Below are 25,549 nucleotides of genomic sequence, written 5' to 3' on the forward strand. Positions count from 1 at the left end.
TAATGGGTAACAGTACAGAACTTAAGTTTTGTTTCCATGCCCAATGCCCAATGCCCAATGCCCAATGCCCAATAAATGAAAATGATTGTTACAAAATATTAAGAGCAGTCATAAATACTCAACATAATGCCGGACAATGTTTTCCGGAAGGATAATTAAGTTTTTCGACTTATGTACTTTTGTTGAGTAAATGTAACTCGCGGTGTACTAAGATGCAAAACTGTTATCTAACAATCAAAGTTTTACCAGTGTAAAAGCTGGTGTCATTAGTTTTGGAGGAATCCATTAATGAGTATCGTCACGAAGTCCATCGTGAATGCTGATGCAGAAGCTCGCTACCTCAGCCCCGGCGAATTAGATCAAATCAAGAGCTTTACTTCTGCTGGTTCACAACGTTTACGCATCGCTCAAGTTTTAACCGAAAACCGCGAGCGCATCGTTAAGCAAGCTGGTGATCAGTTGTTCCAAAAACGCCCTGATGTTGTTTCCCCCGGTGGTAACGCTTACGGTCAAGAAATGACAGCTACTTGTCTTCGTGACCTAGACTACTACTTGCGTCTAGTAACCTACGGAGTCGTTTCTGGTGATGTAACCCCCATCGAAGAAATCGGTATCGTTGGTGTACGTGAAATGTACAAGTCCTTGGGTACTCCCATTGACGCTGTTGCTGGTGGCGTTGCTGCTATGAAGAACGTTGCAGCTACTCTGTTGTCTGCTGAAGATGCATCCGAAGCTGGTGCTTACTTCGACTACGTTGTTGGTGCAATGGGCTAAGTTACAGCTAAATAACTGCTGAAACTCAAAACCTATTGTAATCAAGTTGGAAATAAGGAAATAACAACAATGCAAGACGCAATTACCTCTGTAATTAATTCTTCTGACGTTCAAGGTAAATACCTTGACACCGCTGCTCTAGAAAAGCTCAAAGGCTACTTCGCTACTGGTGAACTACGTGTTCGTGCAGCTACAACCATCAGTGCTAACGCTGCTGCTATCGTTAAAGAAGCTGTAGCTAAATCCTTGTTGTACTCTGATATCACCCGTCCCGGTGGTAATATGTACACCACTCGTCGTTACGCAGCTTGTATCCGTGACTTGGATTACTACTTGCGTTATTCCACCTACGCTATGTTGGCTGGTGATGCTTCCATCCTTGATGAGCGTGTATTGAACGGTTTGAAAGAAACCTACAACTCCTTGGGTGTACCCGTTGGTGCTACCGTTAACGCTATCCAAGCTATGAAAGAAGTAACTGCAAGCTTGGTTGGTCCTGACGCTGGTAAAGAAATGGGCGTTTACTTCGACTACATCTCTTCTGGCTTGAGCTAGGATTGGCTTTGCACTTAGTGATTTAGGTGCGGCTTTATTAAGGTCTGGAAATCAAATGTGAGTTCTAGGTCGTTCTATTGCTTAGTGAAAAATGAGTATTAGCGGTCTAGTGTTGATGTTTGATTTCCAGACTTTGAAAACATAAATGTAAGAATTCAGGAGTCAGGAGTCAGGAATCAGGAGTCAAAATGATATTAATTTTTGACTTAATAGTTAAAAAGTTGACGACTGATAGCTAAATCCTTACAAATAAATTAAAGATTTGTACTCAAAGATATTTGAGATAAAAAAAGTTTTTCCAAACAATATCAGGAGATTTTGAGAATATGTCCCGGTTGTTTAAAGTAACTGCTTGTGTTCCTAGCCTAACTCGTACTCGCACCCAACGTGAATTACAAAATACTTACTTTACTAAGTTAGTTCCCTATGAAAATTGGTTCCGTGAGCAACAACGGATTCAAAAAATGGGTGGCAAAATTGTTAAGGTTGAATTAGCTACTGGTAAGCAAGGTACAAATACTGGTTTGAAGTAATTTGTATATATCAGAGATTATTTTGGTAGATTTATGAGGGGTCAGTGATGACCTCTTTTTTTATGGGAGGGAATAGGATGTCTGATAGCTATGGATTTTGTTTCGCGCAAAGACGCAAAGGAGCAAAGATGCAAAGGAAGAAGGGGATAAATTTTAATTTTTATATAAAAAGGGTAATTAAGAAGCAATTTGCATTTTGTTGGGTTCGGGGATAGATTCACCTTCTACTTCCCAAGCTTCTAAGTACATTTCAATTACTTCTTCACCGTTATAAATTGCTTCTTGACGAGTTTTTCCGTGGGTGCAAGGCATGATCACAAGATGGCTAAATTCGGGAATTGTAACTAGGAAAAGTTGATCTTCTTTTGACCATTGAATCATCATACTGTATTGACTCATTAATTTTGCTCCTCTCCTAATTCTTCCAGTTCAGTTAATAATTTTGCTAATTGCTTTTCTAGGTACGGTGGAACATCATCTCCATCTTTACCTGGAATTGCAATATCTACTTCAGAAAATCCCAGATGAGCGATCGCCAAAAATCAGACTATATCTATAGGAAGATAAAATTAATGCTTGGGACTGATGTTAAATAGTTCACTTCACGGCAATCTTAACAGATATGAATGAAGTATCTGGAGTGGGGGGAAAGGCGATCGCCTAATTAATAACTATGTGTGATTTAGAATTTAAAAGTTCTCCTCAATTTTCTCTGGGTATGGAAATTGAGTTGCAATTGCTTAATCCTTATACCCTAAAATTGGTAGATGGTATTTTACCGCTTTTAGAACTATATCCTCAAAGTCCTTTTATTCAAACAGAATTTAACCAATCAACTGTAGAAATTAATTCTCCGGTTTGTTTAAATATCCCAGAATTAGAAATAAATATTTTAGCTATTTTGCAGGATTTAAAATCTCGGTGTCAGCAGCTAAGAATGGAAATTTGTGCAGCGGGAACTCATCCAGTTTGCGATCGCTTTGCTCATGTCACCCCTCTCCCCAGATATCTTACTCAGCAAAGTAAATCTGGGTATTTGTCAGATTTAATGATGACTTTTGCTATGCAAATTCATGTAGGAATGCCATCGGGAGATGAAGCTGTAAAAATGATGGGTAAACTAAAACCCTATCTTCCCATTTTATTAGCTTTATCTGCTAGTTCCCCTTTTTGGTGGGGTAACGATACTGGTTTTGCTTCCTATCGTTATCGTTTTTTATCAATTATGAGAACTTATGGTATTTGCCCTAGTTTTAAAACCTGGCAAGATTTTGTAGATTTTTTTAATACTGCTCAAAATGCCAGAATGTTTAATTTAATTCGTGATATTCATTGGGATATTCGCCCACAACCGGATTTAGGAACTATTGAAATTAGGGTGATGGATGCTCAACCAACAGTCAAAGAATCCATGATTTTAGCTGCTTTTATTCATACCTTAGTTGTGCATTTATATCATCAATCTGAAAGTGAAACAACAGGCTATCTATTAAAATCATTGCCTTGGTTAATTGCCAAAGAAAATTTATTTCGAGCATCATATTGGGGCGTAGATGCTGATTATATTGAAGATTCACAAGGGAATAGTAGATTAATTAAATATATAGTTAAAGATATTTTGAATACATTAGCAGAAACTGGTGAATATTTGGGTAATAGCTCATATTTATTACAACTAGAAAAAAGATTGATCACTGGAGCTAGTTATAGTCGCCAAAGACAGGTTTTTGAAAATACAGGTTCTGTTCAAGCAGTAGTTACATCTTTAGTCAAAGAATTAAATGAAGAATTAAGCAATTTGCAAATCCCAGTGCAAGTCTAAAGGGTAAGAATTCAAGTGAGGCGACAATATCCTCGACTCAATACTTGTCGGTTAAGGTTAAAACAATAAAATTATGTAGGTTGGGTTGACGTTAGGAAACCCAACATTTACAAGGTTTAATTTATAAATGTTGAGTTTCACTTTGTACCCTCCGGGAAGCAAGCTACAAACTAACTTACAAAAAATTATTAACCGAAAGGTTTCGTTGGGTTTCACTTTATTCAACCCAACCTACAAAAATTATTAACCGAAAGGTTTAAAAAATATCTTGATAAATGACATACATCCCACCAAGATAAAGGAAAATCAAGGTTAATCCATCCCAGGTGATGTACATTCGTGAACGACTGACGGCGTGGTAAATTAGTCCTGTAATGGCGACTGAAGTCATAATCATGGCGATCGCAGCTGTAAAAATATGGGTGTAACTAATGTTTAACCAGAAACTACCTTGATGATAGATAAAGTCATAAAAGCCGAGTATGGCTAGGTTGGTGATATTCGAGCCAAAAACGTTAGATACTGCTAAATCTACGGCATTAAGCCTGATTGCTGCTAGGGATGCGACTACTTCCGGTAATGATGTAGCTGTGGCTAGGAGTAACGCACCAACGAAACTTGCACCTAAACCTGTGACTGCGGCGACGCGATCGCCTAAAAATGCTAACCAGATACCAAGAATGACAATGAAAATAGAAAGAATCACAAATCTGCGATAGGCTTGGACTGGGGTAATGTGTTGATATTGAAAAGCTTCTAATTCTTCTTCTAATACTTCTGCACGTCTTCTAGTTTCAAATTGGGCAATCATCCGAGCGCTAACAAAGTAAAGTATTAGTAAAATGATGCTGGGAATACCAACCCCTCCCACGGCTATATTAATTTCTGTTCTTGATAACATCATTCCTGTAGCTGTCACACCCAGCATAATACAGCCTAAACTTGCGGCTAACCCGTGACTAATTTGCGCTCTTTTTAATAATGGTTCTGTGCCATTGCAAATATCTAATAAGGCTAAAATAAGTAAGTTAAACAGACAACTACCTAAAATGCCTCCTACTGCTAAATCTGGAGAATTGAAGATAACTATGGCACTTGTTCCGGTGGCTAATTCTGGTAAAGAAGTCACACCTGCTAACAGGATTGTACCTACCCAAGTCCGTCCTAGTCCGGTTTTCTCTGCCATAATATCCGCACTTTGGGAAAGCCATGATCCCACAGCAATTACTAAGGTGATGCACACAATAACTTGCAGAAATAACAGCATGATTAATTAAAATATCTAAACTTTTCAAACATCCTCTGAGAAAATGGTAACAGCAATTTTTCAGTTAAATTATTTATAAGTCATGATCCAAAATTCTCATAATTATGATCATTCCCGGATTTCAATTATTATTCCTACTCTGAATGAGGCCAATAATATTACAGCTACAATTAATAGCACTGAACTGAGTACAAATGTAGAAGTAATTGTTGTTGATGGTGGTTCAGATGATGATACAGCAGCGATCGCCCAATCTTTGGGTATAACGGTGATTTCTTCCCCTCCTGGCCGTGCTATACAAATGAATAAAGGTGCTGCGATCGCCAGTGGTGAAATTCTCCTCTTTCTCCATGCTGACACTCGTTTACCTCCAGGTTTTGACCAAATGATTCGCACAGCATTACAACAACCTCAAACTATAGCGGGTGCTTTTGCATTAAAAATAGATGCACCCGACTGGGGTTTGCGTTGGGTGGAGTGGGGAGTAAAATTGCGATCGCATTTATGGCAAATGCCCTATGGTGATCAAGCTATATTTGTCACCAAACAAGCCTTTTATGAAATTGGTAATTTTACCCAAATACCTATTATGGAAGACTTTCATTTAATAAGCCAGCTAAAACGCATCAGTAAAATTACACTTATCGAAGTTCCTGTGATAACATCACCAAGAAGATGGTTAAAAAAAGGTATCTTCAAAACTACCCTACTTAACCAAATCATCATTATTGCCTATTTATGCGGTATTTCCCCAGAACGTATCCGTAAATGGTATCGTCAAGAAAAATTCAGCAGAATTTAAGCTGCTTCTCATTTAACTTACCCTATCTTGGTAGATGATAAATTCATAATCGGTGAAAAATCAGCTTAATGTCACGATGCCAAACCACAAATTCCGAAAATTCCGATTAAATCGAAAACTCAAATTTTTATGTTTAACTTGCCTAGTTATAACCCTAATAGTCGTTAGTCAATCTATTAACATTCAGCAAAATTTACAAACATTTATCACTTGGGTAGAAAATTTAGGTATTTGGGGACCGATTGGATTTATTATTATCTACAATATAGGCACTTTATTATTTATTCCCGGTTCATTATTAACTATCAACGGTGGCTTTTTATTCGGTTTATTTTGGGGTTCTGTATATGTTTTAATCGCTGCTATGATTGGCGCAATTTTAGCTTTTGTTATGGGTCGCTACATTTCCAAAGATTGGATTTGTCAACAACTAGAAAAACACCCTAAATTTAAAGCTATTGATCACGCAGTTACTCAGGAAGGCTGGAAAATAGTTTTATTAACTCGTCTCTCCCCTCTATTTCCTTTCAATTTATTAAATTATGCCTTTGGTGTTACTAACGTTTCTATATTTGACTATATCTTAGGTTCATTCGGCATAATTCCTGGTACTGTAATGTACGTTTATATTGGTTCTATTACCACTAATTTAACCCTGATTTCTACAAATACACAACCAACAAGTTTAGAAATTAAGATTTGGCAATATATCCTACAAGCAGTTGGTTTAATTGCTACAATTTATGTAAGTTTTTATATTACTAAAATAGCGCAAAAAGCATTGAATGAAAAAATTGAACCAGGAGACATAAAACCCAGATGTATTGATAAGTAAAAATTAAATAATCAAATAATTAATTTAACTAAGTTAAATTGGAACAATATCAATTTTATAGGAAAAACAATGCACAATCTAATTTCACAACCTCAAATCCTAAACTTGAAAACCTCAAATAAGCTACGGAAGCTATGTAAATTAGGAATTCTCACTTTATTATCAATTATCATGGTTTTAATTTTCAAACAAGATATAGTTTTAGCACAGGAAGCCACAAATACATCTACATTTAATCCCCAAACTATTTTAAGAAATGCTTTACAGTGGATTGATGGTTTAGGTGCAGTAGGAGCAATTGCTTTTATTGGCATTTATATTATTGCCACAGTTGCATTTTTACCAGGTTCGATTTTAACATTAGGAGCAGGTGTTTTATTTGATGTAGTTTTAGGTTCTATTTATGTATTTATCGGTGCAACTTTAGGTGCAACATTAGCATTTTTGGTTGGACGTTATTTAGCCAGAAATTGGGTAAGTAGTAAAATTGCAGATAATCAAAAATTTGCAGCGATTGATAATGCTGTTGGTAAGCAAGGATTAAAAATTGTTTTATTAACCCGACTTTCTCCGATTTTTCCTTTCAATTTATTAAACTATGCTTTTGGAGTGACTGCGGTTTCTTTAAAAGATTATTTCTTGGGTTGTATAGGGATGATTCCCGGTACAATTATGTATGTTTATATTGGTTCTTTAGCTGGAAATTTGGCTTTAATTGGGACTGACAATCAACCTACTAATCCTACTATTACATGGATAATTAGAATTGTGGGTTTTATGGCTACAGTAGCTGTTACAGTGTATGTAACTAAGATAGCGAAGAAGGCTTTAGAACAGGAGGTTACTGAGGATAATTCATGATTTACTGGTAAGATTTAAGCAGTCTTTACGAAGGAAGATAACGAACCACAGAGGCACAGAGAACACAGAGATTAAGAATTTAGGAGTCAGAATATATAAGAGATTAGATTATATATGAAACTGAAAAGATGTGATTAGAAAATTATGGGTGCTAAGGGTTTAATCAAATTGCCTAAATAAGATTTTCATAAGATAATTTATCCTTGAATTGTAGAGGTATTAAATAATGTCTAAGTTAGATTTTGAAAGAGTTACAGTTTTACCAATGGATGAATATAATCAAAAATTGGTAGCTAATGTTCATCCTGAAAATTGGATTAATCCTCAACCTGCTGACTGTTATGATTTAGTGGTAATTGGTGCGGGTACTGCGGGTTTAGTTGTTGCTGCTGGTGCTGCTGGTTTAGGTTTGGGTTTAAAGGTAGCATTAATTGAAAAACATCTCATGGGTGGAGATTGTTTAAATGTCGGTTGTGTACCTTCTAAGGCTTTAATTCGTTCTTCCCGCGTCATTGGTGAAATTTGGAAAGCGCAAGATTTAGGTATCAATGTTTCCCAAAATTATGATGTTGATTTTGCGACGGTGATGGCTAGGTTACGGAAAATTAGATCCGGTATTAGTCATCATGATTCAGCAGCTAGATTTAAAAATTTAGGTGTTGATGTTTTTTTAGGTAGTGGTCAATTTGCTAGTAAGAATACTATAGAAGTTGATGGGCAAATTCTCAAGTTTAAAAAAGCTGTAATTGCTACGGGTGCAAGGGCAGTAAAACCAGAAATTCGGGGTATAGAAGCGGCTGGTTATTTAACTAATGAAACGGTATTTTCTCTGATTCAAAAACCTCATCAATTAGCGGTAATTGGTGGTGGACCAATTGGTTGTGAATTGGCACAAGCGTTCCGGCGGTTGGGTTGTGAAGTCACCTTATTTCATCATGGTTCACATATTTTGAATAAAGAAGATCGAGAAGCAGCGGAAATTTTAGAACGGGTTTTAACTGATGAAGGGATTAATTTAGTTTTAAATTGTCAATTAGAAGAAGTGGTGACAGTAACTGAAGGAAAACAACTTTATTTTTCAACCAATGGAAAACGAGATTCTGTAACGGTCAATGAAATTTTAGTAGGTGCGGGGAGAGCGCCAAATGTAGAAGGTTTGAATTTAGAAAAGGTAGGTGTAGAGTATGATCAAAAGTATGGGGTGAAGGTAAATGATTATTTACAAACTACCAACCTTAATATTTATGCAGCGGGTGATATCTGCATGAATTGGAAATTTACCCATGCAGCGGATGCAGCAGCAAGAATAGTCATTAAAAATACTCTGTTTTCTCCCTTTGGTTTAGGACGTTCTCAACTGAGTAAATTAGTAATGCCTTGGGTGACATATACTGATCCAGAAATTGCTCATGTAGGAATATATGCACAGGAAGCGAAAAAACTGGGTATGGAAATAGAAACAATTAAGATTAGTTTTAATAATTTAGATCGAGCAATTACTGATAGTGAAGAAGCGGGATTTTTAAAGATTCATCATAAAAAAGGAACTGATGAAATTATCGGTGCAACCATCGTTGCTAGTCATGCGGGGGAAATGATTTCTGAAATTACTACCGCTATTGTGAATAAAATTGGTTTGAGTAAACTAAGCGGTGTTATTCATCCTTACCCAACCCAAGCGGAAGCAATTAAAAAAGCCGCAGATGCTTATCGTCGGACACTTTTAACATCAAAAACTAAAAAGATTTTGCAATTTTTAACTAAGCTTTCTTGATGTATTTATTTTTGAAATTTGCAGATTTAACTTTATAAATTTGATTCCGTTTCAGGAGCGATGATTTCCCCACTACCCAGTTGTAAAATTATATCGTGATCGGTAATCAATTCATTCAGGTCTGTAACCGTTAAATTCATATTTTTGCAAGCTTGGCTTAGTGAGTAAGAAAATGTTTTAACATCATCACCATAGCCACATTGATAAGCAGCAATTTGTATTCCTTGTTTGGCATTTGCTCTCGCACAATCTACCAATTCTGTACCAGATAATTTTGTTGGTGACATCATAAACTCTTTTATCTAAATTATATCTTTTATGTTCAATCTTGTTTTTAACTTTACTTTGTCATCCTTAAATATTGTCAATTACTTATACTTTATTCATCTATCTGATGGAGTAAATTTAATTATGTAATCATGAGTGATTGATTTTTTGATTTCTCCTCATAGATTATGATAACTAATAGAAAGAACCTTGAATTGACATTTCAATTCAAGGTTAACTATGTATATTACTCCCAATAGTCTGTAATTTCAGACCTTTACACCCTGAATAGTTGCAAACAGATTTTTACAAAAGGCACTCATTTTTGGCAAATAGGTGTGAAGTTTTCTCCCCACATCGCACACACTTTTAATCCAACTACTGAAAACAAGTACAAGACCTCTATAGATGTAGGATTTCTCCTTAGTTAACATCTGCTTCTAATTTAACCATTATCTAATTGCTGGTTATCATTCTCTAGAAGTAAATAAGCTGTAATTTTTTCTACCGGAAGATATATAATATATTGATTTTTAATTCAACAGTTTGCAAGTATGGTTATATCTTAATAAAATATCTGAATTTGGGTATAGATAGTTGAAAATTTAGAATTATAAAATATCATTTCAAGCTGTAGAAGGAATTAACAAAAAGATACAGATTAAATTATTATTTATAGTCTCTCCAAGAATATAGCTGATATAGTAAAGATTGATTGGTATCTATCTTGGTTAGAAGGAATTTGTAACTTGGTGTGGGAAAAAGTAACTAATCAGTAAGTAGATTTTTCCCCTTTCCCTATTAACCGAAAAAATAATCATTTATTCGGGGAATGAATTATGATAACAATGAATATTTCTAATTTAGAGCAGATTGAGGAGTTTCACAATTTACAATTAACTTTACGTGAACGCTGGAAAACTAGCGAAATTTTTGATAAAAGTGAAGCAGATATTTTAATTATTCCTTCTTTGAGTATTGATCAAGGAGAATTACAAAAAATAGAAGGTTGTGAACACTATGAAGAAAGATTACTTTTCTCATTAATTCGATTAAGAAATCCCCGGACTAGGTTAATTTATGTGACATCAATGCCACTACATCCGAGTATTATTGATTATTATTTACAACTACTTCCGGGAATTCCATTTTCCCATGCTCGTCATCGTTTATTACTACTTTCTACCTATGATGCTTCTCTAAAACCCCTCAGTCAAAAAATATTAGAACGTCCTCGGTTAATAGCAAAAATTCGTCAAGCTTTACGGTTAGATAAAGCTTTTATGGTGTGCTACAATTCCAGTTTTTGGGAAGCAGAATTGTCACTAAAATTAAATGTACCTCTCTATGCTGCTGCACCAGATTTACATATTTGGGGGACAAAAAGCGGTAGTAGAGAAATTTTTAATCATAGTGGTGTACCCCATCCCAAAGGTAGTAACCTGGTTTGGAATTCCCCAGATTTAGCAACAGCAGCGGCAAATTTATGGGAAAGTCAACCCATATTAAAACGAATGGTTGTTAAACTCAATGAGGGTATTTCTGGTGAAGGAAATGCAATTTTAGATTTACAACCTTTAACAGATTTTGCACCAGGTAAAAGTTCCCATGCTCAAAGGGTAGCAGCAATTAGCGATCGCTTTGTAAATCTGCGTTTTCAAGCCACAAAAGAAACCTGGTCTAACTTTTCTCAACGTATCCCAGAACTCGGTGCAATAGTCGAATCATTTATAGAAGGAGAAATTAAACGTTCTCCCAGTGTCCAAGGACGCATTACACCTGATGGAAAAGTCGAAATTCTCTCCACCCATGATCAAATTCTCGGTGGTCCCGACGGTCAAATTTATCTCGGTTGTCGCTTTCCTGCTGATCAAGAATACAGATTACAACTACAACAATTAGGTTTACAAGTAGGTGAAAAACTTGCAGAAAAAGGCACTTTAGAAAGATATGGAGTAGACTTTGTTACCGTTGATCAAGGTGATGGCAAATGGGATATTCAAGCCATAGAAATTAACCTCCGCAAAGGTGGAACTACCCACCCATTTATGACCTTAAAATTATTAACTAATGGCGATTATGATCTATCCACAGGTTTATTTTATAGCCAACAAGGAAAATCTAAATATTACATTGCTACTGACAATTTACAAAATGATCACTACCGGGGATTATTACCTAATGATTTAATGGATATTATCGCCCATCATAGATTACATTTTGATACTGGCACGGAAACAGGATCAGTATTTCATCTCATGGGTTGTCTTTCCCAATTCGGAAAATTAGGATTAACCAGCATAGGAGATTCTCCTCAAGAAGCAGAAGATATTTATAACAAAGTTATTCAAGTTCTCGATTTAGAAAGCAGTGATGAACATATTGGAGATCAACTGTTTTCTGATTATGCTTTTCCTATTACCGCTGATAGTTTTGGTTATTGATAATTAGCCAGCATTCAGCCCCTAGATAAATAATTAACTAATAGCTGAATGCTATCTAAAATTTACCAATTTGCTGCATGACGTTTTTTATAGGCAACACCAGTAAAAGGTTGAAAACCAATCACCGGATAAGCATCATCCGTAGGGCTAAAAATTCTCATGAAAGCTTCAGAAATAAACTGGATCATACTAGCAAGCACTCTGGAGATAATCATAATTTTCGACTCCTTTTTTTATGCTCTTGATCTGAGATATTTATAACTTTACTGCCGATATTTATTAACTGCTCATCTTCGCAATATATTGCAAGTTTCCGCAATAATTTTTTAAATATGTTTGCAATACTTAATTAATTGGATAATTCAAACTCTCTTTATTAATTCTAATTGTCAATTCTCTCAAAGTCAAAGCCCATTTTTTGCCGTTATTACTCGATAATACTATTAATAAATATCAAATTACAGGTATTTATAGCTAAATTTTCCTTGATTTATAACTATTTTAGCCATTATCAGCCTAAGACTTGACATTAATTATGGTAGAAACTACCATAATAAAATAAGCACTCTTGCTAGGACGCTTAAAAATGACAAATTTTGCGGATGTTAATCACAATAAAGACAGCGGACAAAACCCAGAATTAAATATCAACCCTGAAAACTACAGCTTGCTAACTGACTTGTATCAGCTAACAATGACAGCTTGTTACACTGGAGAAGGGATAGAACAAAAACAAGCCAGTTTTGAAATGTTTGTCAGGCGCTTACCTGAAGGTTTCGGCTATTTGATAGCTATGGGTTTAGCGCAGGTTTTGGAATATTTATCCAATTTTCGTTTTCATGCTGCTCAAATTTCTGCTTTACAGAAAACAGGAATTTTTAATCATGTACCGGAGCATTTTTGGTCATTATTAGCAGAGGGTGTCTTTACTGGCGATGTGTGGGCAGTTCCAGAAGGCACAGCAGTGTTTGCTAATGAACCATTATTAAGAATAGAAGCACCTTTATGGCAGGCACAATTAGTAGAAACTTACATTTTAAATACACTCAATTATCAAACTTTAATAGCGACCAAAGCCGCTAGATTACGTGATATTGCGGGGGAAAAAGCCACATTATTAGAATTTGGCACACGGAGAGCCTTTAGTCCTCAAGCCTCATTATGGGCAGCAAGAGCAGCCTTAGCGGGTGGTTTAGATGCCACATCCAATGTGTTAGCAGCATTACAACTAGGTCAGAAACCAAGTGGTACAATGGCTCACGCCTTAGTCATGGCATTGTCAGCCTTAGAAGGAAGTGAAGAAAAAGCCTTTCATGCCTTTCATGAATATTTTCCGGGTGCGCCGTTATTAATAGATACTTATGATACCGTTGCTGCTGCTAAAAAATTGGCAGAAAAGGTCAAGAACGGGGAAATGAAATTACAAGGAGTACGTTTAGATTCTGGGGATTTAGTCAGTTTATCAAAACAAGTGCGATCGCTTCTTCCTGAAGTGGCAATTTTTGCCAGTGGTGACTTAGACGAATGGGAAATACAAAGACTAAAAAAAGAAGGTGCAGAAATTGATGGTTATGGTTTAGGTACAAAATTAGTTACAGGTTCTCCAGTCAATGGAGTTTATAAACTTGTGGATATTGATGGTATTCCTGTGATGAAAATGTCTAGCGGTAAATTTACTTATCCAGGCAAAAAACAGATTTTCCGTTCTTATTCTCAGGGTAAATTAAAGACTGATAGACTAGGTTTATCAGCAGAAAAACCAGTTTCCGAACAACCTTTATTAGAGTTATTGATGAAAAAAGGTAAACAAATCAAACCATCAGAGAATCTAACCACAATTAGACAAAGAACAGCCGCATCCTTAGCTAGTTTACCAGAGGAAATCAGAAGATTAGAACATCCATTTGCTGTTAAAGTTGAAATTTCCGAAATGCTAGAAAAGTTAACTGAAAAAACGAAGAAACTAACTGGAAAAGACATCAATTAATATGAGAAATATTGCATTATTCGGCACAAGCGCAGATCCACCAACCGCAGGACATCAAAAAATTATTAAGTGGCTATCTCAAAGTTATAATTGGGTAGCAGTTTGGGCGGCAGATAATCCTTTCAAGGATCAACAAACACATTTAGAACATCGAGCCACAATGTTGAATTTATTAATTTCCGATCTAAACGCACCGGAAAATAATATTAGTTTAGAACAAGAATTAAGTAGTTGGCGAACATTAGAAACCGTAGAAAAAGCAAAATCAAAATGGGGAAATAATTTTGAATATACCTTAGTAATTGGCTCAGATTTAATAAATCAGTTACCCAAGTGGTATCATATTAAAGATTTACTAAATCAAGTAAAACTTTTAGTAATTCCCCGTCCAGGTTATGTAATAGATGATTTGAGTTTAGAAGCAGTGAGAAACTTAGGAGGAAAAATTGAAATAGCTAGTTTAACAGGTTTGGATGTTTCCTCTACAGCGTTTCGTGAACAAAAAGATATCGAAACCCTCACCCCCCCTGTAATTGCTTACATTCATCGGGAGCATTTGTACGTTTAAATGCCAGCACGCAACCATAATAAAATATCAAATTCTACTCACCATCAACAACCTTTAGCTGATTTTAAAGTCGGTGTTGATAACGTTATATTTTCCGTAGATACAGCCCAAAATCGGCTTCTAGTGCTGCTAGTAATGCGACAGCAAGAACCATTTTCAAACTCTTGGAGTCTCCCCGGTACTTTAGTCCGTCAAGGAGAATCTTTAGAAAATGCTGCTTATCGCATTATGGCAGAAAAAATAAAAGTTAATAATCTTTACCTTGAACAACTATACACTTTTGGTGGTCCTCACCGAGATCCCAGAGAACAAACTAATAGTTATGGAGTCCGTTATTTATCAGTTAGTTATTTTGCCTTAGTTCGGTTTGAAGAAGCAGAATTAATTGCTGATAAAGTCGCTGGTATTGCTTGGTATCCCGTTAAACAAATACCACAATTAGCATTTGACCACCATGAAATTATCACCTATGGACATAGAAGATTAAAAAATAAATTAGAATACAGTCCCGTAGCTTTTGATGTCTTACCAGAAACCTTTACTCTCAATGATTTATATCAGTTATACACCACAGTTTTAGGAGAAAACTTTTCTGATTATTCTAACTTTCGAGCGCGGTTACTTAAACTAGGTTTTCTCTCAGATACCGGAATTAAAGTATCCAGAGGTGCAGGTCGTCCTGCTAGTTTATATAAGTTTGATGAGAAAGCTTTTGCACCTTTTAAGGATAAACCGTTAGTTTTTATTTAATTAAGGTGATAGGTGACAAGCGATAGTTAAAATAAAATCAAAAATAATTATTACCCATTACCAATTCTCTTATTATATGAAAATCGCAATTGCTCAACTTAACCCCATCATCGGTGACTTATCAGGAAATGCTCAAAAAATTCTAGAAGCTGCACAACAAGTAGCGGTAAATGGTATCCGTTTATTATTAACACCAGAACTTTCTTTATGTGGTTATCCACCCAGAGATTTATTATTGAATCCTGGTTTTCTTAAATTAATGGATAGTACATTAAAAAAATTAGCTCAAGACTTACCACCTGATTTAGCTGTTTTAGTGGGAACTGTTGTTAAAAATAAAGAAGCTCAAATTATCGGTGGTAAATCTTTATTTAATAGTATTGCTTGGTTGGAAAATGGAGAAATTAAGCAATATTTCCACAAGCGACTATTACCAACTTATGATGTTTTTGATGAAAACCGCTATTTTGAACCAGGATTACAAGCTAATTATTTCGCTTTAGATGATATCAATATTGGCGTAACTATCTGTGAAGATTTATGGAATAATGAGGAGTTTTGGGGAAAACGTCATTATGCAGTTAATCCCATTGCTGACTTATCAATTTTAGGTGTAGATTTAATTGTTAATTTATCAGCTTCTCCTTATACAGTTGCTAAACAGCAGTTAAGGGAAGCAATGTTAAAACATAGTGCAGAAAAGTTTCAACAGCCATTAATTTATACTAATCAAGTTGGGGGAAATGATGATTTAATTTTTGATGGTCGTAGTTTTGCACTTAATCGTCAAGGTGAAATTATTTCTCGTGCAAAAGGTTTTGAAACTGATTTATTAATAGTTAAATTTAATGAACAAGAAAAAGATTTACAGTTAAATTCTATTAATCCAACTTATGAATCTGAAGATGAAGAAATCTGGCAAGCTTTAGTTTTAGGTGTGCGAGATTATGTCAAAAAATGTCATTTTTCCAAAGTTGTCTTAGGTTTAAGTGGTGGTATAGATTCGGCTTTAGTTGCTGCTATTGCGACAATTGCATTAGGAAAAGAAAATGTTTTAGGTGTGTTAATGCCTTCTCCTTATAGTTCTGAACATTCTGTCAGTGATGCTTTAAAATTAGCGGATAATTTAGGGATTAAAACGCAAATTTTACCTATTGGGGAATTAATGCAAGATTTTGATCATACATTATCAGAATTATTTACAGGAACAGAATTTGGTATTGCTGAGGAAAATGTTCAATCCCGTATTCGTGGGACTTTATTGATGGGGATATCCAATAAATTTGGTCATCTACTTTTATCTACAGGTAATAAATCAGAAATGGCCGTTGGTTACTGCACACTTTACGGTGATATGAATGGTGGTTTAGCGGTAATTGCAGATGTACCAAAAACCCGTGTTTACTCTATTTGTAATTGGTTAAATACCCATAATCAACAAGAAATTATTCCCCAACATATCATTACCAAACCACCGAGTGCAGAATTAAAACCCGGTCAAGTTGATCAAGATTCCTTACCAGCTTATGACATATTAGATGATATTTTAGAACGTGTGATTAATAAACATCAATCAGCAGAGCAAATAGTAGCCGCAGGACATAATCAAGAAATAGTAAATCGAGTATTAAAACTACTTTCCCGTGCAGAATTTAAACGTCGTCAAGCACCTCCAGGACTGAAAATTACTGACCGTGCTTTTGGTACTGGTTGGAGAATGCCTATTGCTTGTAAAATAGAAAATTATTGAGGATAAATAGCAAAAAAGTTAAGGTTACGGTTAGTGCGTTCTCTGATATGAACATTGGCAAAGTTAAAATAATTTCAGAGAACGCGTTATTAGTCTATAAATTTATCCAGAATTGAGGAGTAGTATTAAAGGCTTGAGATAATAACCACAAAAAATTAACAACCAGATACCTACTTGCTCTTTTCTATGTTTTCCAATTCTTTCTCAGTTCGTTCATAGGGTTTAGTCTTAGGTTCCCAAGTAGGAAAAAGACCAACAAAAAAATTATTTACAGTTGTACGTGCTTGAGTGCTTGCTTCTCCCACCGCACCAGGAAAAATCTTATCTCCCCCAGCAACAAACAGTACAGTTCCAATGAAAATAAAAGGTATATATCTTTTCATTTTGAAATTCCCTCGCCGAATACACTAACAACAGTAATTTCCCTAACTCCTATTATGCCCAGAAAAAGTATTAAAAATAACACGATGCCAAAGAAAATATCAACTAAAGTGCTAAGAGATAAATAATTACAAAAATATTCAACTCACCTCAAAATAAATATCCCCTCTTCAGCAAGCCCTAATTATCCATAGGTGGCAAAAGTGGGGAAATCATAAAATTGTATTTTGTAGGTCAAACTACTTGACAGAAACTGCATCAACATCAACAGTATTATCTGTAGAGGTAGAATCATCGCCAGTAGTTTCTACACGACCTGTACGAGCCTTCCAACCATCAATTACCAATCCAGAAACCTCAGAAACCAACAATGTTAACAGCAAAAGATCATCAACCTGTCCCACAACAGGGATAAAATCAGGAGCAATATCAATCGGACTTAAAAGATAAGCTACTGTACCAATAATTACCCACCAACGATATTTAGGATTACGCAGCACATTACGATACCAAGTGTAAAGCGATTGAATTGAGAAACTCATAATTTTAACCTTTAGTATCAGCGATTAACTTTTATTTTGGCAAATAATCCTTGAAACTCCCGGTGGGAATAACCGCCCTATTGTGTATAGATGATGGTAATCACCTACCATACTTTTTTAACTGCTTACCTAGCGATAGAGTAAATGAGTGTGGTAATGGTGCATTATCTCTAAAATTAAAATGCCCAGGCATAGTTGCTGTAATCATGGAAAGAGGAAACTTACAAAGTGGATATTTTAGACCTGTTTAAAAAAGGTGGCCCAGCAATGTGGCCTTTACTAGTGCTATCAGTTCTGTCTTTAAGTGTGATTTTTGAGCGTTTCTGGTTCTGGTTGCGAATCTTCACCCAGGAAAAAGAAATAGTGGAGCGCGTCCTTGATGCTGCCACCGATAACTGGGAAATCGCCACAGAAATAGCCAAAAAAGCCTACAGTCAACCCATTGGACGTTTTCTCTATGCACCCCTACACTTGCAAAAAATTGATGCAGAAACCTTCCGACTAGCTTTAGAGTCTACCGCCGCAGAAGAAGTAGCAGGAATGCGGAGAGGAGAAAAACTCTTAGAAGCTGTAATAGCCATTTCCCCATTGTTGGGATTATTGGGTACAGTCTTAGGTTTAATACAGTCATTAGGTTCAATTAGGATTGGTGATTTAGGAACAGAATCTACCGTTGGTGTTACCACAGGTATTGGTGAATCCTTAATTAGTACAGCTACTGGGTTAGTAGTCGCCATTGTGACATTAGTTTTTTATCGTTTGTTTCAAGGTTTTGTAGTCAACCAAATCAAAGTTTTTAACAAAGCTGGTAACGATTTAGAATTACTTTACCGTCAGTCTCCACCAGATCCTAACCAAAGTAAATTAGGAATAATTAAAGAACCCAAAGAAGAGACTGTTATTTCCACTTCCAAACGACGCAAAAACAATTTTAACCAAAACTCTGTACTCAACTCTGAAGAAAAAACCTCCCATACCTCACCTAACTCACCACCAGAGCTAGAAAATGAAAGTTAACTTACATACTCCCATTGAAGAAGCCCAAATTCAGATTATTCCTTTAATTGATGTTGTTTTTTGTATCCTGACTTTTTTCCTGTTGGCTGCGGTGCAATTCACCAGACAACAAGCTATTAACATTGATTTACCCAAAGCAAGTACAGGTACGACCTCTTTTGCTAACTCAAGCAGTAATATTTTACCTGTCACTATAGATGCTCTTGGGAAAATCTTCATTGAAAAAGACCAGGTAAGTAGGGAAGAATTGCAAACAAGATTAAAAAACTACGTTGAAACTAACCCTAGTGGCATATTGGTACTTAATGCTTCTCGCACAGCCACCTATAATGATGTGATTGAAACCTTAGATTTGCTCCGACAGGTGGGAGGTAATCGAGTTTCTTTAGGTATTATTCCTGGTGCTTCTCAATCACTTGGTAATTTATCAGACTTTTCCACTCCCCCAGTTGTACCAATACCTAATACTGTCACCATTCCAGGGAGTGATCCGCAAAATAATCTTAACCCTTCTTTTCCCTTAGCCCCTAGTCCATTTTCCTTACCAGGACAAGGTATCAACCCCAGTATTTCCCCAGTATTTCCCAATAGTACCCCCCCTCCACTATCAACAACACCAGAAAATAACAATTCCACACCTTAAAGATGAGAAAAGTTGAGAATAATTCTGTAAAGTTTCATAAATTACCCTAGTCAACAGTTAACATTTATCAGCCCATATGATTTATAATTACGGACAGAGTTAATAACTGATAACTGATAACTGTAACAGTTCCCCCTAACCCATTTGTATAACCTGGGTTGAGGGGGATTTATTTTGGCTGGAAAACAAAGACTTTGAACAGCAACCCCTATTTACTAAATGCTTCCTATCTCCGAATAAGCCTGATAAACAGCCTTGACGTTGTACCAATTTAAGAAAATTCTGGCAATTTCTAAAGCTAACTGTGGTTTACCAAGATTAATTAACCATTGCAACAAAGGAGCGCTAGTTTTTTCATTGAATAAACCATTTAAAGATAAAATCCCCCATAATAACCTATGTAACCAAGTCATTTGAATCATCATTTTCACCTCCCAAGTGGGATGTTTTTGATAAAACAAAATCCCCATGCGTCCCCGTTGAATTTCCTTATCAATTAAATTATCAATTTGTGTTAATTCAAATGGTGGATGCCAATGATAACCGACGGCTTCAGGACATTTGATTAGTTGTAAACCTAAGTTTTTTAACCTTACCCCTAGTTCTAAATCTTCCCATCCATAAAGTTGAAATCTAGTATCAAATAAACCAGCTTTTTCTAACCAATGTTTGGGAATTGCCACATTCCCAGTAGCAAAAAAAGCCGCAGAAAAATCTGTGATTTTATATGGTTCGGCTGTGGGGTGATCAAAATTGCAAGTATTAATAACTGCACCATAGGTAAAACAGCAATCGCTCTTGAACTTTTCTCTGCCCTGCACCAAAGCATCCGTATGAGCTTGCAAAAAATTAGACAAAACTACTAAATCACTATCAATAAAAATAATAGTATCTCCCAGTGCTTTTTCTACACCGAGATTTCTAGCCGCAGCAGGCCCAGCATGATCCTGTTCAAAACAGCGTACATGAGGAAACTCTTCTTTATTTGCATCTAACCATTCTAATGTCCCGTCCGTAGAACCATCATCAACCAGCACAACCTCATAACCTGTTATGGGAGTTTGATCACCCAACTCTTGTAACTCTAAAGCGCGGAGGCACTTTTGCAAAATTGGCAACCGATTGTAAGTGGGTATTACAACACTGAAAAACACAGTTTTACCTAAAATACTATTATCTATCTTCAGAATATGACAAACAGAACACAGTCAAGGTTTCTGACTAAAATATTTGTCTGAGTACATAAACTTGAATTCAAAAGCTGATCAGGTCAGACTTTGAAAATTTTAATTCAAAATCTGTTGCACGAAAAAACTATACACGGTTGAGTTTATATATAATAATGACTCATTGTTTGTTTTTCTAACTGGAGAAACTAATGGGTCGCGCCAAAAAGGTTGTTTTAGCATATTCTGGTGGAGTAGATACTTCTGTTTGTATCCCCTACTTAAAAGAAGAGTGGGGAGTTGAAGAGGTAATTACCCTAGCAGCGGATTTAGGTCAAGGGGATGAATTAGAACCAGTTCGGGAAAAAGCCCTAAAATCAGGTGCAAGTGAATCTCTTGTAGCAGACGTAAAAGATATCTTCGTTAAGGATTACGCATTCCCGGCAATTCAGGCCAATGCGCTCTATGAAAATCGCTATCCTTTAGGAACTGCATTAGCTAGACCTTTAATTGCCAAGGTATTAGTCGAAACAGCCGAAAAATATGGTGCTGATGCGATCGCTCACGGTTGCACAGGTAAAGGTAACGATCAAGTTCGGTTTGATGTTTCCTGTACAGCCTTAAACCCTAACTTAAAAATTCTTGCACCCGCCAGAGAATGGGGAATGAGTCGTGAGGAAACCATCGCCTATGGGGAAACTTTTGGTATTCCTACACCTGTAAAGAAGTCTTCTCCCTTTAGCATTGACAAAAACTTACTTGGTCGCAGTATTGAAGCTGGTACATTAGAAGACCCAGCCAACGAACCCCCAGAAGAAATCTATGAAATGACCAAAGCCATAGCAAATACCCCAGATGAACCAGAATATCTGGAAATCGGCTTTGTCAAAGGCATTCCCGTCACAATCAACGGTCAATCCAAAACACCAGTAGAGTTAATCGAACAACTCAATCAAATCGTTGGTAATCATGGCATCGGTCGTATTGACATGATTGAAAACCGTTTAGTAGGCATCAAATCACGGGAAATATATGAATCACCAGCTATGGTAGTTCTCATCAATGCCCATCGTGATTTAGAAAGTCTCACTTTAACAGCAGATGTCACCCAGTACAAACGGGGTATTGAAGAAACATACACCAAACTTGTCTATAATGGACTTTGGTACAGTCCACTTAAAGCCGCAGTTGATGCTTTTATTCAACAAACACAAGAACGAGTATCCGGTGTTGTGCGGTTAAAACTTTTTAAAGGTAACGCCACCATAGTTGGACGTTGGAGTGATAACACTCTCTACACTCCCGACTTAGCAACCTACGGTGCAGACGATCAATTTGATCATAAAGCCGCAGAAGGTTTTATCTATGTTTGGGGTCTACCCACCCGCATTTGGGCGGAAAATAACAAGTAAGTAGGTGACAGGTGACAGGTGACAGGTGACAGGTAGAAATGTATTCTTCCCTGCACCTTGCACTTGTGTCCAATCACCTATTCTCCTAAATGCTTAACCTGGCGTGATTCCCACCAAATAGGCACAGCAATTACAGCAACTAAAATAATTAGTGCCAAAATCGCAAATTGACTTACCCAAGTAACTAATTGTTCTAGGGAAACAATTTTGCCAGCAAAGAACGCTAAAGAGACCATTGCACTAGCCCAGGCCGTAGCCCCAGCTAAGTTATACACCAAGAATTTACCGAAAGACATTCCCGCAATTCCCGCAAGTGGAGCAGCAAAAATTCTCAGTAAAGCGAAAAAGCGGCCAAAAAATACAGCTTTCGCAGCATTTTCACTAAATTGATCTTTAATACCTAGTAGTCGTGCTTCCGATATGCGAAATATCTTTCCTACTTGTAATAGGAATGGCCAACCGCCAACCCTACCAATCCAATAGCCGCAATTACCGCCAATTACAGCACCTGTAACAGCGTCACCCAAGACTAGCCAGTAATTAAGTTCATCACTACCAGCTAAGAAACCTCCTACTAGAGTTACGGTTTCACCGGGAAGAGGAATGCCCAAATTCTCTAGCAAAATTCCTAAAAAAATCGCCCAATAACCGTAAGATTGGGCAAATTCTTGGATATTTTCTAGTGAAATTAGCTCAAAAGACATCCAGCACCGCCGACTTTACAAATTTTTACTTTTTATATATCTTGGCTTGTCTTTGACTCGGGTGTCAACATATTTAAGCTACGTGTCTCTGTTTAAATTTTTCCCAAACCCTTACCCAACGGTAATTTGAATCATATTCTTCAAACTTTCACAACATATTTCTGAAATCTTCATTGCTTGCTCTGTAGTTCTATATTAAATTTTGGTAACTAATTATCAAAAACTTATGATTTTCAAAAAAATTATAAGATTTTTGTAATAGTTAATTTAGATACCGAAATTCCCAGGCATTTATGCCTATAATTTGGTTATCTATCAAATTTTATACGCTGTTTAACCATGATTTCTGTAGCATATTCATTGTAGTGACTACAATTAGGTTATGTACTGAGATTTATATAACTAGTATCATTACTGTTGACAGATGCTCAGGTTTAACAAAATTCTGGTTCTCTAGCGTTTCCACTACCAGTTCCACTACTTGGTGAAATTTATGACTCTTACACAAGACAAGCCCGTTATTTTCTTCAAACCCCAAGGCAGAATAGATTTAGAGACTGCCACAGCCTTGAGCAAAAAAATGGCAGAAGTCAAGCTTGAGTCTCAGCAACTGTGGGTGATAGATTTAGCAGAGGTTGGATTCATGGATAGTTCTGGTTTAGTTCCCCTAGTACAAGCACTCAAAGCTGTACACGAAAGCGGTTGTCGTCTAGTTCTTTGTAATGTACAAGCTCCTGTTAGATTAGTATTAGAATTAACTCACTTAGATTCAGTTTTTGAAATAGTTGATAATTACGAAGAAATTTTATCTACCTTTGAAGATAAAACTTTGGCAACAGCATGATAAACAACTGTTATCCATAAGGAAAAAGTCAGGTTAAACAAAGTTTTTCACTGTTAACCTTAATAACACATTACTCAATATAACAATTATAAGCAGCGCTCTAGCAAGCTTAACCTCTATTTATCTCAAGCTATATGTAGATTTAATAGAGGTTTAGCCGCTAGGCGAATGGCTTAATTAAAAATAAATTAGCTGCAAAAAATCATTGATATGTCTACAACTCGTCATTATCAACATTTGCTGTAGTGTAGCAATGGACAAGGCTGTTAGGACATTAAGCAGAACTAAAACTTAGACACTGAAATACTTCTAGCTCTGTCACCTGTCACCTGTTCCCTGTCACCTACTATATTAGACATTTTGAGGAGCAGATATACTATCTTGTTCATGAATTGGAATTGAACTAGAAAAATTTGGTAGATCTATACCACTATGACTAGAGTGACGAGTTTTCAATGCTAGACGATAACTAACACTCTGTAACTCCGCTTGCAGTTGGCGGTTTTCCCTTTGTAGTATAGCGACTTTGTCTCTAACAGGTGTCATTCTTTCCTCAAATTTACGACGATAAATTTGGGGTAACTCCTGTACTACCTGCTCTAACATTCGGCTGCGATCAGTTAGCTCTTGCACTGACTGTCTTAACTGATGAATTTCCGCATCACGAGATGTAATTTGCTCTTGGTAAAAATTTACTTGCTCTTCAACTGCTTGTAGTTGTTCCCTTAAAGCTTCTAATTGGCTAACATCATACTCAACTTCCGACTTTTGAGGAATAAAGTTAGTGTTACCCTTAACAAGTCGAAACAGTTCTTGAGACAGCTGTTGGACTAATTGATCCCGAAGCTGCAATTCTTGGCGTAACTGGGATACTTCAGTCGAAAGGTTTTGGATGTCGGGTGTTTCTGATTGGCTCACAGTAGTTTATATCTCTTATGTATAACTGCGACAAAGTAGGCTTGGGTAAATGCTTAAATACTGGAATAGTATATTTGAGACTCGCTGTTTTCAAGCAGGATTGAGTAAGTCAAAAGCTTATTGTAGGCAAGATTTTGTCCTTAGCTAATAACCTGAATACACAGAGGACAAAACTTTTTTCTGTCAAATAAGCTATGAAAGTAATTTCATATACAGCCTAATTAGTCAACAACAACTTAGGCATTTGTAACAAAGTTTTTATCTGTGCTGTTGTTTTTCTATCATACCGGTAGTGTATAGGAAAAAAATTCACTTAATGATTTTATCCAAAACATACCGCAATTAAGAGAAATTGACAACTGTTCAAATACGTAAATTTATCTAAAAAATTAATTTTTCTACAAAAATAAAAATGATTCGGATACTAGCGAGGAATTATTAATCAATCCCTCGCTGAGAAACTTTTAAGCTGGTACAGCTTCTGGTTCTGATTTTTCTTCAGGTACTTCCTGTTTAATAGTCAGATAACGAATTACTTCTTCACTTAAACGCATAGCACGCTCAAAAGGAGCGATCGCCGCTGCTGGGGCAGTATAGTTTAATTGAATGTAAATACCATCACGATGTCTATCAATTTCATAGGCAAGACGACGCTTACCACGATTTTGAATTTCCAAATTCTCAGCACCCTGCTCAGTTAGAAAGTTTTGGTATTTAGTCACAACTTGCTCTACCTGCTCATCTCCCAAATCAGGGCGGATAATGTACATTGTCTCGTAAACTGTGGTCATATATTCTGAATTACCTTATGGACAAAAAAGGCTGCTTTCACTGATTTATACAAGTAAAATTCCTAAGTTACTGATAAAAATCAGCATCTGAAGCAACAAGGAATTATAATCTTACCAGCTTTTGATCGTAATCATCAGCTGA

Annotated in this window: 27 protein-coding genes and 1 pseudogene; 17 read left to right on the forward strand and 11 right to left on the reverse strand. The window is 36.3% G+C overall.

The genetic code is table 11. The features are described 5' to 3' along the window. Positions 1-288: 288 nt before the first annotated feature. The 3 genes from apcA (at position 289) to WJM97_RS17430 (ending at position 1,862) form a co-directional block, all read left to right on the forward strand. Positions 289-774 (forward strand): allophycocyanin subunit alpha, encoded by a 486-nt coding sequence (apcA, locus tag WJM97_RS17420; protein ID WP_353930045.1) that lies wholly within the window; start codon positions 289-291, stop codon positions 772-774. 69 nt (positions 775-843) lie between these two features. Continuing rightward, complete coding sequence (apcB, locus tag WJM97_RS17425) at positions 844-1,329, forward strand: allophycocyanin subunit beta (protein ID WP_353930046.1); 486 nt, start codon at positions 844-846, stop codon at positions 1,327-1,329. Between the two features lie 326 nt (positions 1,330-1,655). Beyond that, entirely contained in the window at positions 1,656-1,862 is a 207-nt protein-coding gene (locus WJM97_RS17430) for a phycobilisome linker polypeptide (protein ID WP_353930047.1), read from the forward strand. Positions 1,863-2,039: 177 nt separating this feature from the next. Here the strand turns inward: WJM97_RS17430 and WJM97_RS17435 are convergent, their stop codons facing one another. Both WJM97_RS17435 and WJM97_RS17440 read right to left on the reverse strand, forming a co-directional pair. After that, positions 2,040-2,261 carry a type II toxin-antitoxin system HicB family antitoxin gene (locus tag WJM97_RS17435; RefSeq protein WP_353930048.1) on the reverse strand — a complete coding sequence of 74 codons (222 nt, stop codon included), beginning with the start codon at positions 2,259-2,261 and terminating at the stop codon, positions 2,040-2,042. Next, positions 2,261-2,401 (reverse strand): hypothetical protein, encoded by a 141-nt coding sequence (locus WJM97_RS17440; RefSeq protein WP_353930049.1) that lies wholly within the window; start codon positions 2,399-2,401, stop codon positions 2,261-2,263. The genes WJM97_RS17435 and WJM97_RS17440 overlap by 1 nt, the downstream gene beginning before the upstream one ends. A gap of 134 nt (positions 2,402-2,535) precedes the next feature. On the opposite strand from WJM97_RS17440, the gene WJM97_RS17445 reads away from it, so the two are divergent. Then, on the forward strand, positions 2,536-3,684 hold the full coding sequence (locus WJM97_RS17445; RefSeq protein WP_353930050.1) for a YbdK family carboxylate-amine ligase: 1,149 nt from the start codon (positions 2,536-2,538) through the stop codon (positions 3,682-3,684). Positions 3,685-3,940: 256 nt separating this feature from the next. Here WJM97_RS17445 and WJM97_RS17450 read toward each other — a convergent pair whose 3' ends face one another. Beyond that, positions 3,941-4,951, reverse strand: a complete 1,011-nt coding sequence (locus WJM97_RS17450; RefSeq protein ID WP_353930051.1) for a sodium:calcium antiporter — start codon at positions 4,949-4,951, stop codon at positions 3,941-3,943. An 82-nt stretch (positions 4,952-5,033) separates the two neighbouring features. Between WJM97_RS17450 and WJM97_RS17455 the strand changes: the two genes are divergently transcribed. The 4 genes from WJM97_RS17455 to WJM97_RS17470 all read left to right on the forward strand — a co-directional run bounded on the left by WJM97_RS17455 (position 5,034) and on the right by WJM97_RS17470 (position 9,223). Beyond that, positions 5,034-5,753: a TIGR04283 family arsenosugar biosynthesis glycosyltransferase gene (locus WJM97_RS17455; RefSeq protein WP_353930052.1), complete on the forward strand. Its 720-nt coding sequence runs from the start codon at positions 5,034-5,036 to the stop codon at positions 5,751-5,753. A 76-nt stretch (positions 5,754-5,829) separates the two neighbouring features. Next, positions 5,830-6,588, forward strand: a complete 759-nt coding sequence (locus WJM97_RS17460) for a TVP38/TMEM64 family protein (RefSeq protein WP_353930053.1) — start codon at positions 5,830-5,832, stop codon at positions 6,586-6,588. 69 nt (positions 6,589-6,657) lie between these two features. Then, positions 6,658-7,449, forward strand: a complete 792-nt coding sequence (locus tag WJM97_RS17465; RefSeq protein ID WP_353930054.1) for a TVP38/TMEM64 family protein — start codon at positions 6,658-6,660, stop codon at positions 7,447-7,449. Positions 7,450-7,675: 226 nt separating this feature from the next. Next, the gene (locus tag WJM97_RS17470) at positions 7,676-9,223 is read left to right on the forward strand and encodes a mercuric reductase (RefSeq protein WP_353930055.1); all 1,548 of its coding nucleotides are present in this window, start codon (positions 7,676-7,678) and stop codon (positions 9,221-9,223) included. Between the two features lie 32 nt (positions 9,224-9,255). On the opposite strand, the gene WJM97_RS17475 is transcribed toward WJM97_RS17470, so the two are convergent. Continuing rightward, positions 9,256-9,513 carry a hypothetical protein gene (locus tag WJM97_RS17475; protein ID WP_353930056.1) on the reverse strand — a complete coding sequence of 86 codons (258 nt, stop codon included), beginning with the start codon at positions 9,511-9,513 and terminating at the stop codon, positions 9,256-9,258. An 816-nt stretch (positions 9,514-10,329) separates the two neighbouring features. On the opposite strand from WJM97_RS17475, the gene WJM97_RS17480 reads away from it, so the two are divergent. Then, a complete protein-coding gene (locus WJM97_RS17480) occupies positions 10,330-11,934 on the forward strand; it encodes a peptide ligase PGM1-related protein (protein ID WP_353930057.1) in 1,605 nt (534 codons plus the stop codon). 62 nt (positions 11,935-11,996) lie between these two features. Here the strand turns inward: WJM97_RS17480 and WJM97_RS17485 are convergent, their stop codons facing one another. Beyond that, positions 11,997-12,149, reverse strand: a complete 153-nt coding sequence (locus tag WJM97_RS17485; RefSeq protein ID WP_353930058.1) for a nicotinate phosphoribosyltransferase — start codon at positions 12,147-12,149, stop codon at positions 11,997-11,999. Between the two features lie 371 nt (positions 12,150-12,520). Between WJM97_RS17485 and WJM97_RS17490 the strand changes: the two genes are divergently transcribed. From WJM97_RS17490 to WJM97_RS17505, 4 genes and pseudogenes are all read left to right on the forward strand, one after another. Next, entirely contained in the window at positions 12,521-13,921 is a 1,401-nt protein-coding gene (locus WJM97_RS17490) for a nicotinate phosphoribosyltransferase (RefSeq protein WP_353930059.1), read from the forward strand. A gap of 1 nt (position 13,922) precedes the next feature. Continuing rightward, positions 13,923-14,547: pseudogene (locus WJM97_RS17495) on the forward strand (nicotinate-nucleotide adenylyltransferase). Then, positions 14,490-15,239: an NUDIX domain-containing protein gene (locus tag WJM97_RS17500; protein WP_353930060.1), complete on the forward strand. Its 750-nt coding sequence runs from the start codon at positions 14,490-14,492 to the stop codon at positions 15,237-15,239. Before WJM97_RS17495 ends, WJM97_RS17500 begins: the two are co-directional and overlap by 58 nt. Positions 15,240-15,315: 76 nt before the next feature. Further along, positions 15,316-16,989 carry an NAD+ synthase gene (locus tag WJM97_RS17505; protein WP_353930061.1) on the forward strand — a complete coding sequence of 558 codons (1,674 nt, stop codon included), beginning with the start codon at positions 15,316-15,318 and terminating at the stop codon, positions 16,987-16,989. A gap of 170 nt (positions 16,990-17,159) precedes the next feature. Here the strand turns inward: WJM97_RS17505 and WJM97_RS17510 are convergent, their stop codons facing one another. Continuing rightward, a complete protein-coding gene (locus WJM97_RS17510) occupies positions 17,160-17,372 on the reverse strand; it encodes a hypothetical protein (protein ID WP_353930062.1) in 213 nt (70 codons plus the stop codon). 237 nt (positions 17,373-17,609) lie between these two features. After that, the gene (locus tag WJM97_RS17515; RefSeq protein ID WP_353930063.1) at positions 17,610-17,912 is read right to left on the reverse strand and encodes a YkvA family protein; all 303 of its coding nucleotides are present in this window, start codon (positions 17,910-17,912) and stop codon (positions 17,610-17,612) included. Positions 17,913-18,140: 228 nt separating this feature from the next. Between WJM97_RS17515 and WJM97_RS17520 the strand changes: the two genes are divergently transcribed. After that, positions 18,141-18,929, forward strand: coding sequence for a MotA/TolQ/ExbB proton channel family protein (locus tag WJM97_RS17520; protein ID WP_353930064.1), 789 nt, complete (start codon positions 18,141-18,143; stop codon positions 18,927-18,929). Continuing rightward, on the forward strand, positions 18,919-19,572 hold the full coding sequence (locus WJM97_RS17525; protein WP_353930065.1) for a biopolymer transporter ExbD: 654 nt from the start codon (positions 18,919-18,921) through the stop codon (positions 19,570-19,572). Before WJM97_RS17520 ends, WJM97_RS17525 begins: the two co-directional genes overlap by 11 nt. A gap of 215 nt (positions 19,573-19,787) precedes the next feature. Here WJM97_RS17525 and WJM97_RS17530 read toward each other — a convergent pair whose 3' ends face one another. Beyond that, a complete protein-coding gene (locus WJM97_RS17530) occupies positions 19,788-20,753 on the reverse strand; it encodes a glycosyltransferase (protein WP_353933202.1) in 966 nt (321 codons plus the stop codon). A gap of 197 nt (positions 20,754-20,950) precedes the next feature. On the opposite strand from WJM97_RS17530, the gene WJM97_RS17535 reads away from it, so the two are divergent. After that, complete coding sequence (locus WJM97_RS17535; protein WP_353930066.1) at positions 20,951-22,150, forward strand: argininosuccinate synthase; 1,200 nt, start codon at positions 20,951-20,953, stop codon at positions 22,148-22,150. Positions 22,151-22,227: 77 nt separating this feature from the next. Here WJM97_RS17535 and WJM97_RS17540 read toward each other — a convergent pair whose 3' ends face one another. After that, positions 22,228-22,854, reverse strand: a complete 627-nt coding sequence (locus tag WJM97_RS17540) for a DedA family protein (RefSeq protein WP_353930067.1) — start codon at positions 22,852-22,854, stop codon at positions 22,228-22,230. Positions 22,855-23,347: 493 nt separating this feature from the next. On the opposite strand from WJM97_RS17540, the gene WJM97_RS17545 reads away from it, so the two are divergent. After that, positions 23,348-23,698 carry an STAS domain-containing protein gene (locus WJM97_RS17545; RefSeq protein WP_353930068.1) on the forward strand — a complete coding sequence of 117 codons (351 nt, stop codon included), beginning with the start codon at positions 23,348-23,350 and terminating at the stop codon, positions 23,696-23,698. A 351-nt stretch (positions 23,699-24,049) separates the two neighbouring features. Here WJM97_RS17545 and WJM97_RS17550 read toward each other — a convergent pair whose 3' ends face one another. Together WJM97_RS17550 and rpsF are read right to left on the reverse strand one after the other, a co-directional pair. Further along, complete coding sequence (locus WJM97_RS17550) at positions 24,050-24,616, reverse strand: Npun_F5560 family protein (protein WP_353930069.1); 567 nt, start codon at positions 24,614-24,616, stop codon at positions 24,050-24,052. Between the two features lie 464 nt (positions 24,617-25,080). After that, positions 25,081-25,407: a 30S ribosomal protein S6 gene (rpsF, locus tag WJM97_RS17555; RefSeq protein ID WP_353930070.1), complete on the reverse strand. Its 327-nt coding sequence runs from the start codon at positions 25,405-25,407 to the stop codon at positions 25,081-25,083. Between the last annotated feature and the right edge of the window lie 142 nt (positions 25,408-25,549).

Origin of the sequence: Okeanomitos corallinicola TIOX110 (assembly GCF_038050375.1) — a bacterium.
GTDB classification, from domain to species: Bacteria; Cyanobacteriota; Cyanobacteriia; order Cyanobacteriales; family Nostocaceae; genus Okeanomitos; species Okeanomitos corallinicola.

Bases quoted from the DNA above. Each gene is read 5' to 3' on its own strand.
- apcA (WP_353930045.1), top strand. From the start codon at position 289: ATGAGTATCGTCACGAAGTCCATCGTGAATGCTGATGCAGAAGCTCGC.
- apcB (WP_353930046.1), top strand. From the start codon at position 844: ATGCAAGACGCAATTACCTCTGTAATTAATTCTTCTGACGTTCAAGGT.
- WJM97_RS17430 (WP_353930047.1), top strand. From the start codon at position 1,656: ATGTCCCGGTTGTTTAAAGTAACTGCTTGTGTTCCTAGCCTAACTCGT.
- WJM97_RS17435 (WP_353930048.1), bottom strand. From the start codon at position 2,261: ATGAGTCAATACAGTATGATGATTCAATGGTCAAAAGAAGATCAACTT.
- WJM97_RS17445 (WP_353930050.1), top strand. From the start codon at position 2,536: ATGTGTGATTTAGAATTTAAAAGTTCTCCTCAATTTTCTCTGGGTATG.
- WJM97_RS17450 (WP_353930051.1), bottom strand. From the start codon at position 4,951: ATGCTGTTATTTCTGCAAGTTATTGTGTGCATCACCTTAGTAATTGCT.
- WJM97_RS17455 (WP_353930052.1), top strand. From the start codon at position 5,034: ATGATCCAAAATTCTCATAATTATGATCATTCCCGGATTTCAATTATT.
- WJM97_RS17460 (WP_353930053.1), top strand. From the start codon at position 5,830: ATGCCAAACCACAAATTCCGAAAATTCCGATTAAATCGAAAACTCAAA.
- WJM97_RS17465 (WP_353930054.1), top strand. From the start codon at position 6,658: ATGCACAATCTAATTTCACAACCTCAAATCCTAAACTTGAAAACCTCA.
- WJM97_RS17470 (WP_353930055.1), top strand. From the start codon at position 7,676: ATGTCTAAGTTAGATTTTGAAAGAGTTACAGTTTTACCAATGGATGAA.
- WJM97_RS17475 (WP_353930056.1), bottom strand. From the start codon at position 9,513: ATGATGTCACCAACAAAATTATCTGGTACAGAATTGGTAGATTGTGCG.
- WJM97_RS17480 (WP_353930057.1), top strand. From the start codon at position 10,330: ATGATAACAATGAATATTTCTAATTTAGAGCAGATTGAGGAGTTTCAC.
- WJM97_RS17485 (WP_353930058.1), bottom strand. From the start codon at position 12,149: ATGATTATCTCCAGAGTGCTTGCTAGTATGATCCAGTTTATTTCTGAA.
- WJM97_RS17490 (WP_353930059.1), top strand. From the start codon at position 12,521: ATGACAAATTTTGCGGATGTTAATCACAATAAAGACAGCGGACAAAAC.
- WJM97_RS17500 (WP_353930060.1), top strand. From the start codon at position 14,490: ATGCCAGCACGCAACCATAATAAAATATCAAATTCTACTCACCATCAA.
- WJM97_RS17505 (WP_353930061.1), top strand. From the start codon at position 15,316: ATGAAAATCGCAATTGCTCAACTTAACCCCATCATCGGTGACTTATCA.
- WJM97_RS17510 (WP_353930062.1), bottom strand. From the start codon at position 17,372: ATGAAAAGATATATACCTTTTATTTTCATTGGAACTGTACTGTTTGTT.
- WJM97_RS17515 (WP_353930063.1), bottom strand. From the start codon at position 17,912: ATGAGTTTCTCAATTCAATCGCTTTACACTTGGTATCGTAATGTGCTG.
- WJM97_RS17525 (WP_353930065.1), top strand. From the start codon at position 18,919: ATGAAAGTTAACTTACATACTCCCATTGAAGAAGCCCAAATTCAGATT.
- WJM97_RS17535 (WP_353930066.1), top strand. From the start codon at position 20,951: ATGGGTCGCGCCAAAAAGGTTGTTTTAGCATATTCTGGTGGAGTAGAT.
- WJM97_RS17540 (WP_353930067.1), bottom strand. From the start codon at position 22,854: ATGTCTTTTGAGCTAATTTCACTAGAAAATATCCAAGAATTTGCCCAA.
- WJM97_RS17545 (WP_353930068.1), top strand. From the start codon at position 23,348: ATGACTCTTACACAAGACAAGCCCGTTATTTTCTTCAAACCCCAAGGC.
- rpsF (WP_353930070.1), bottom strand. From the start codon at position 25,407: ATGACCACAGTTTACGAGACAATGTACATTATCCGCCCTGATTTGGGA.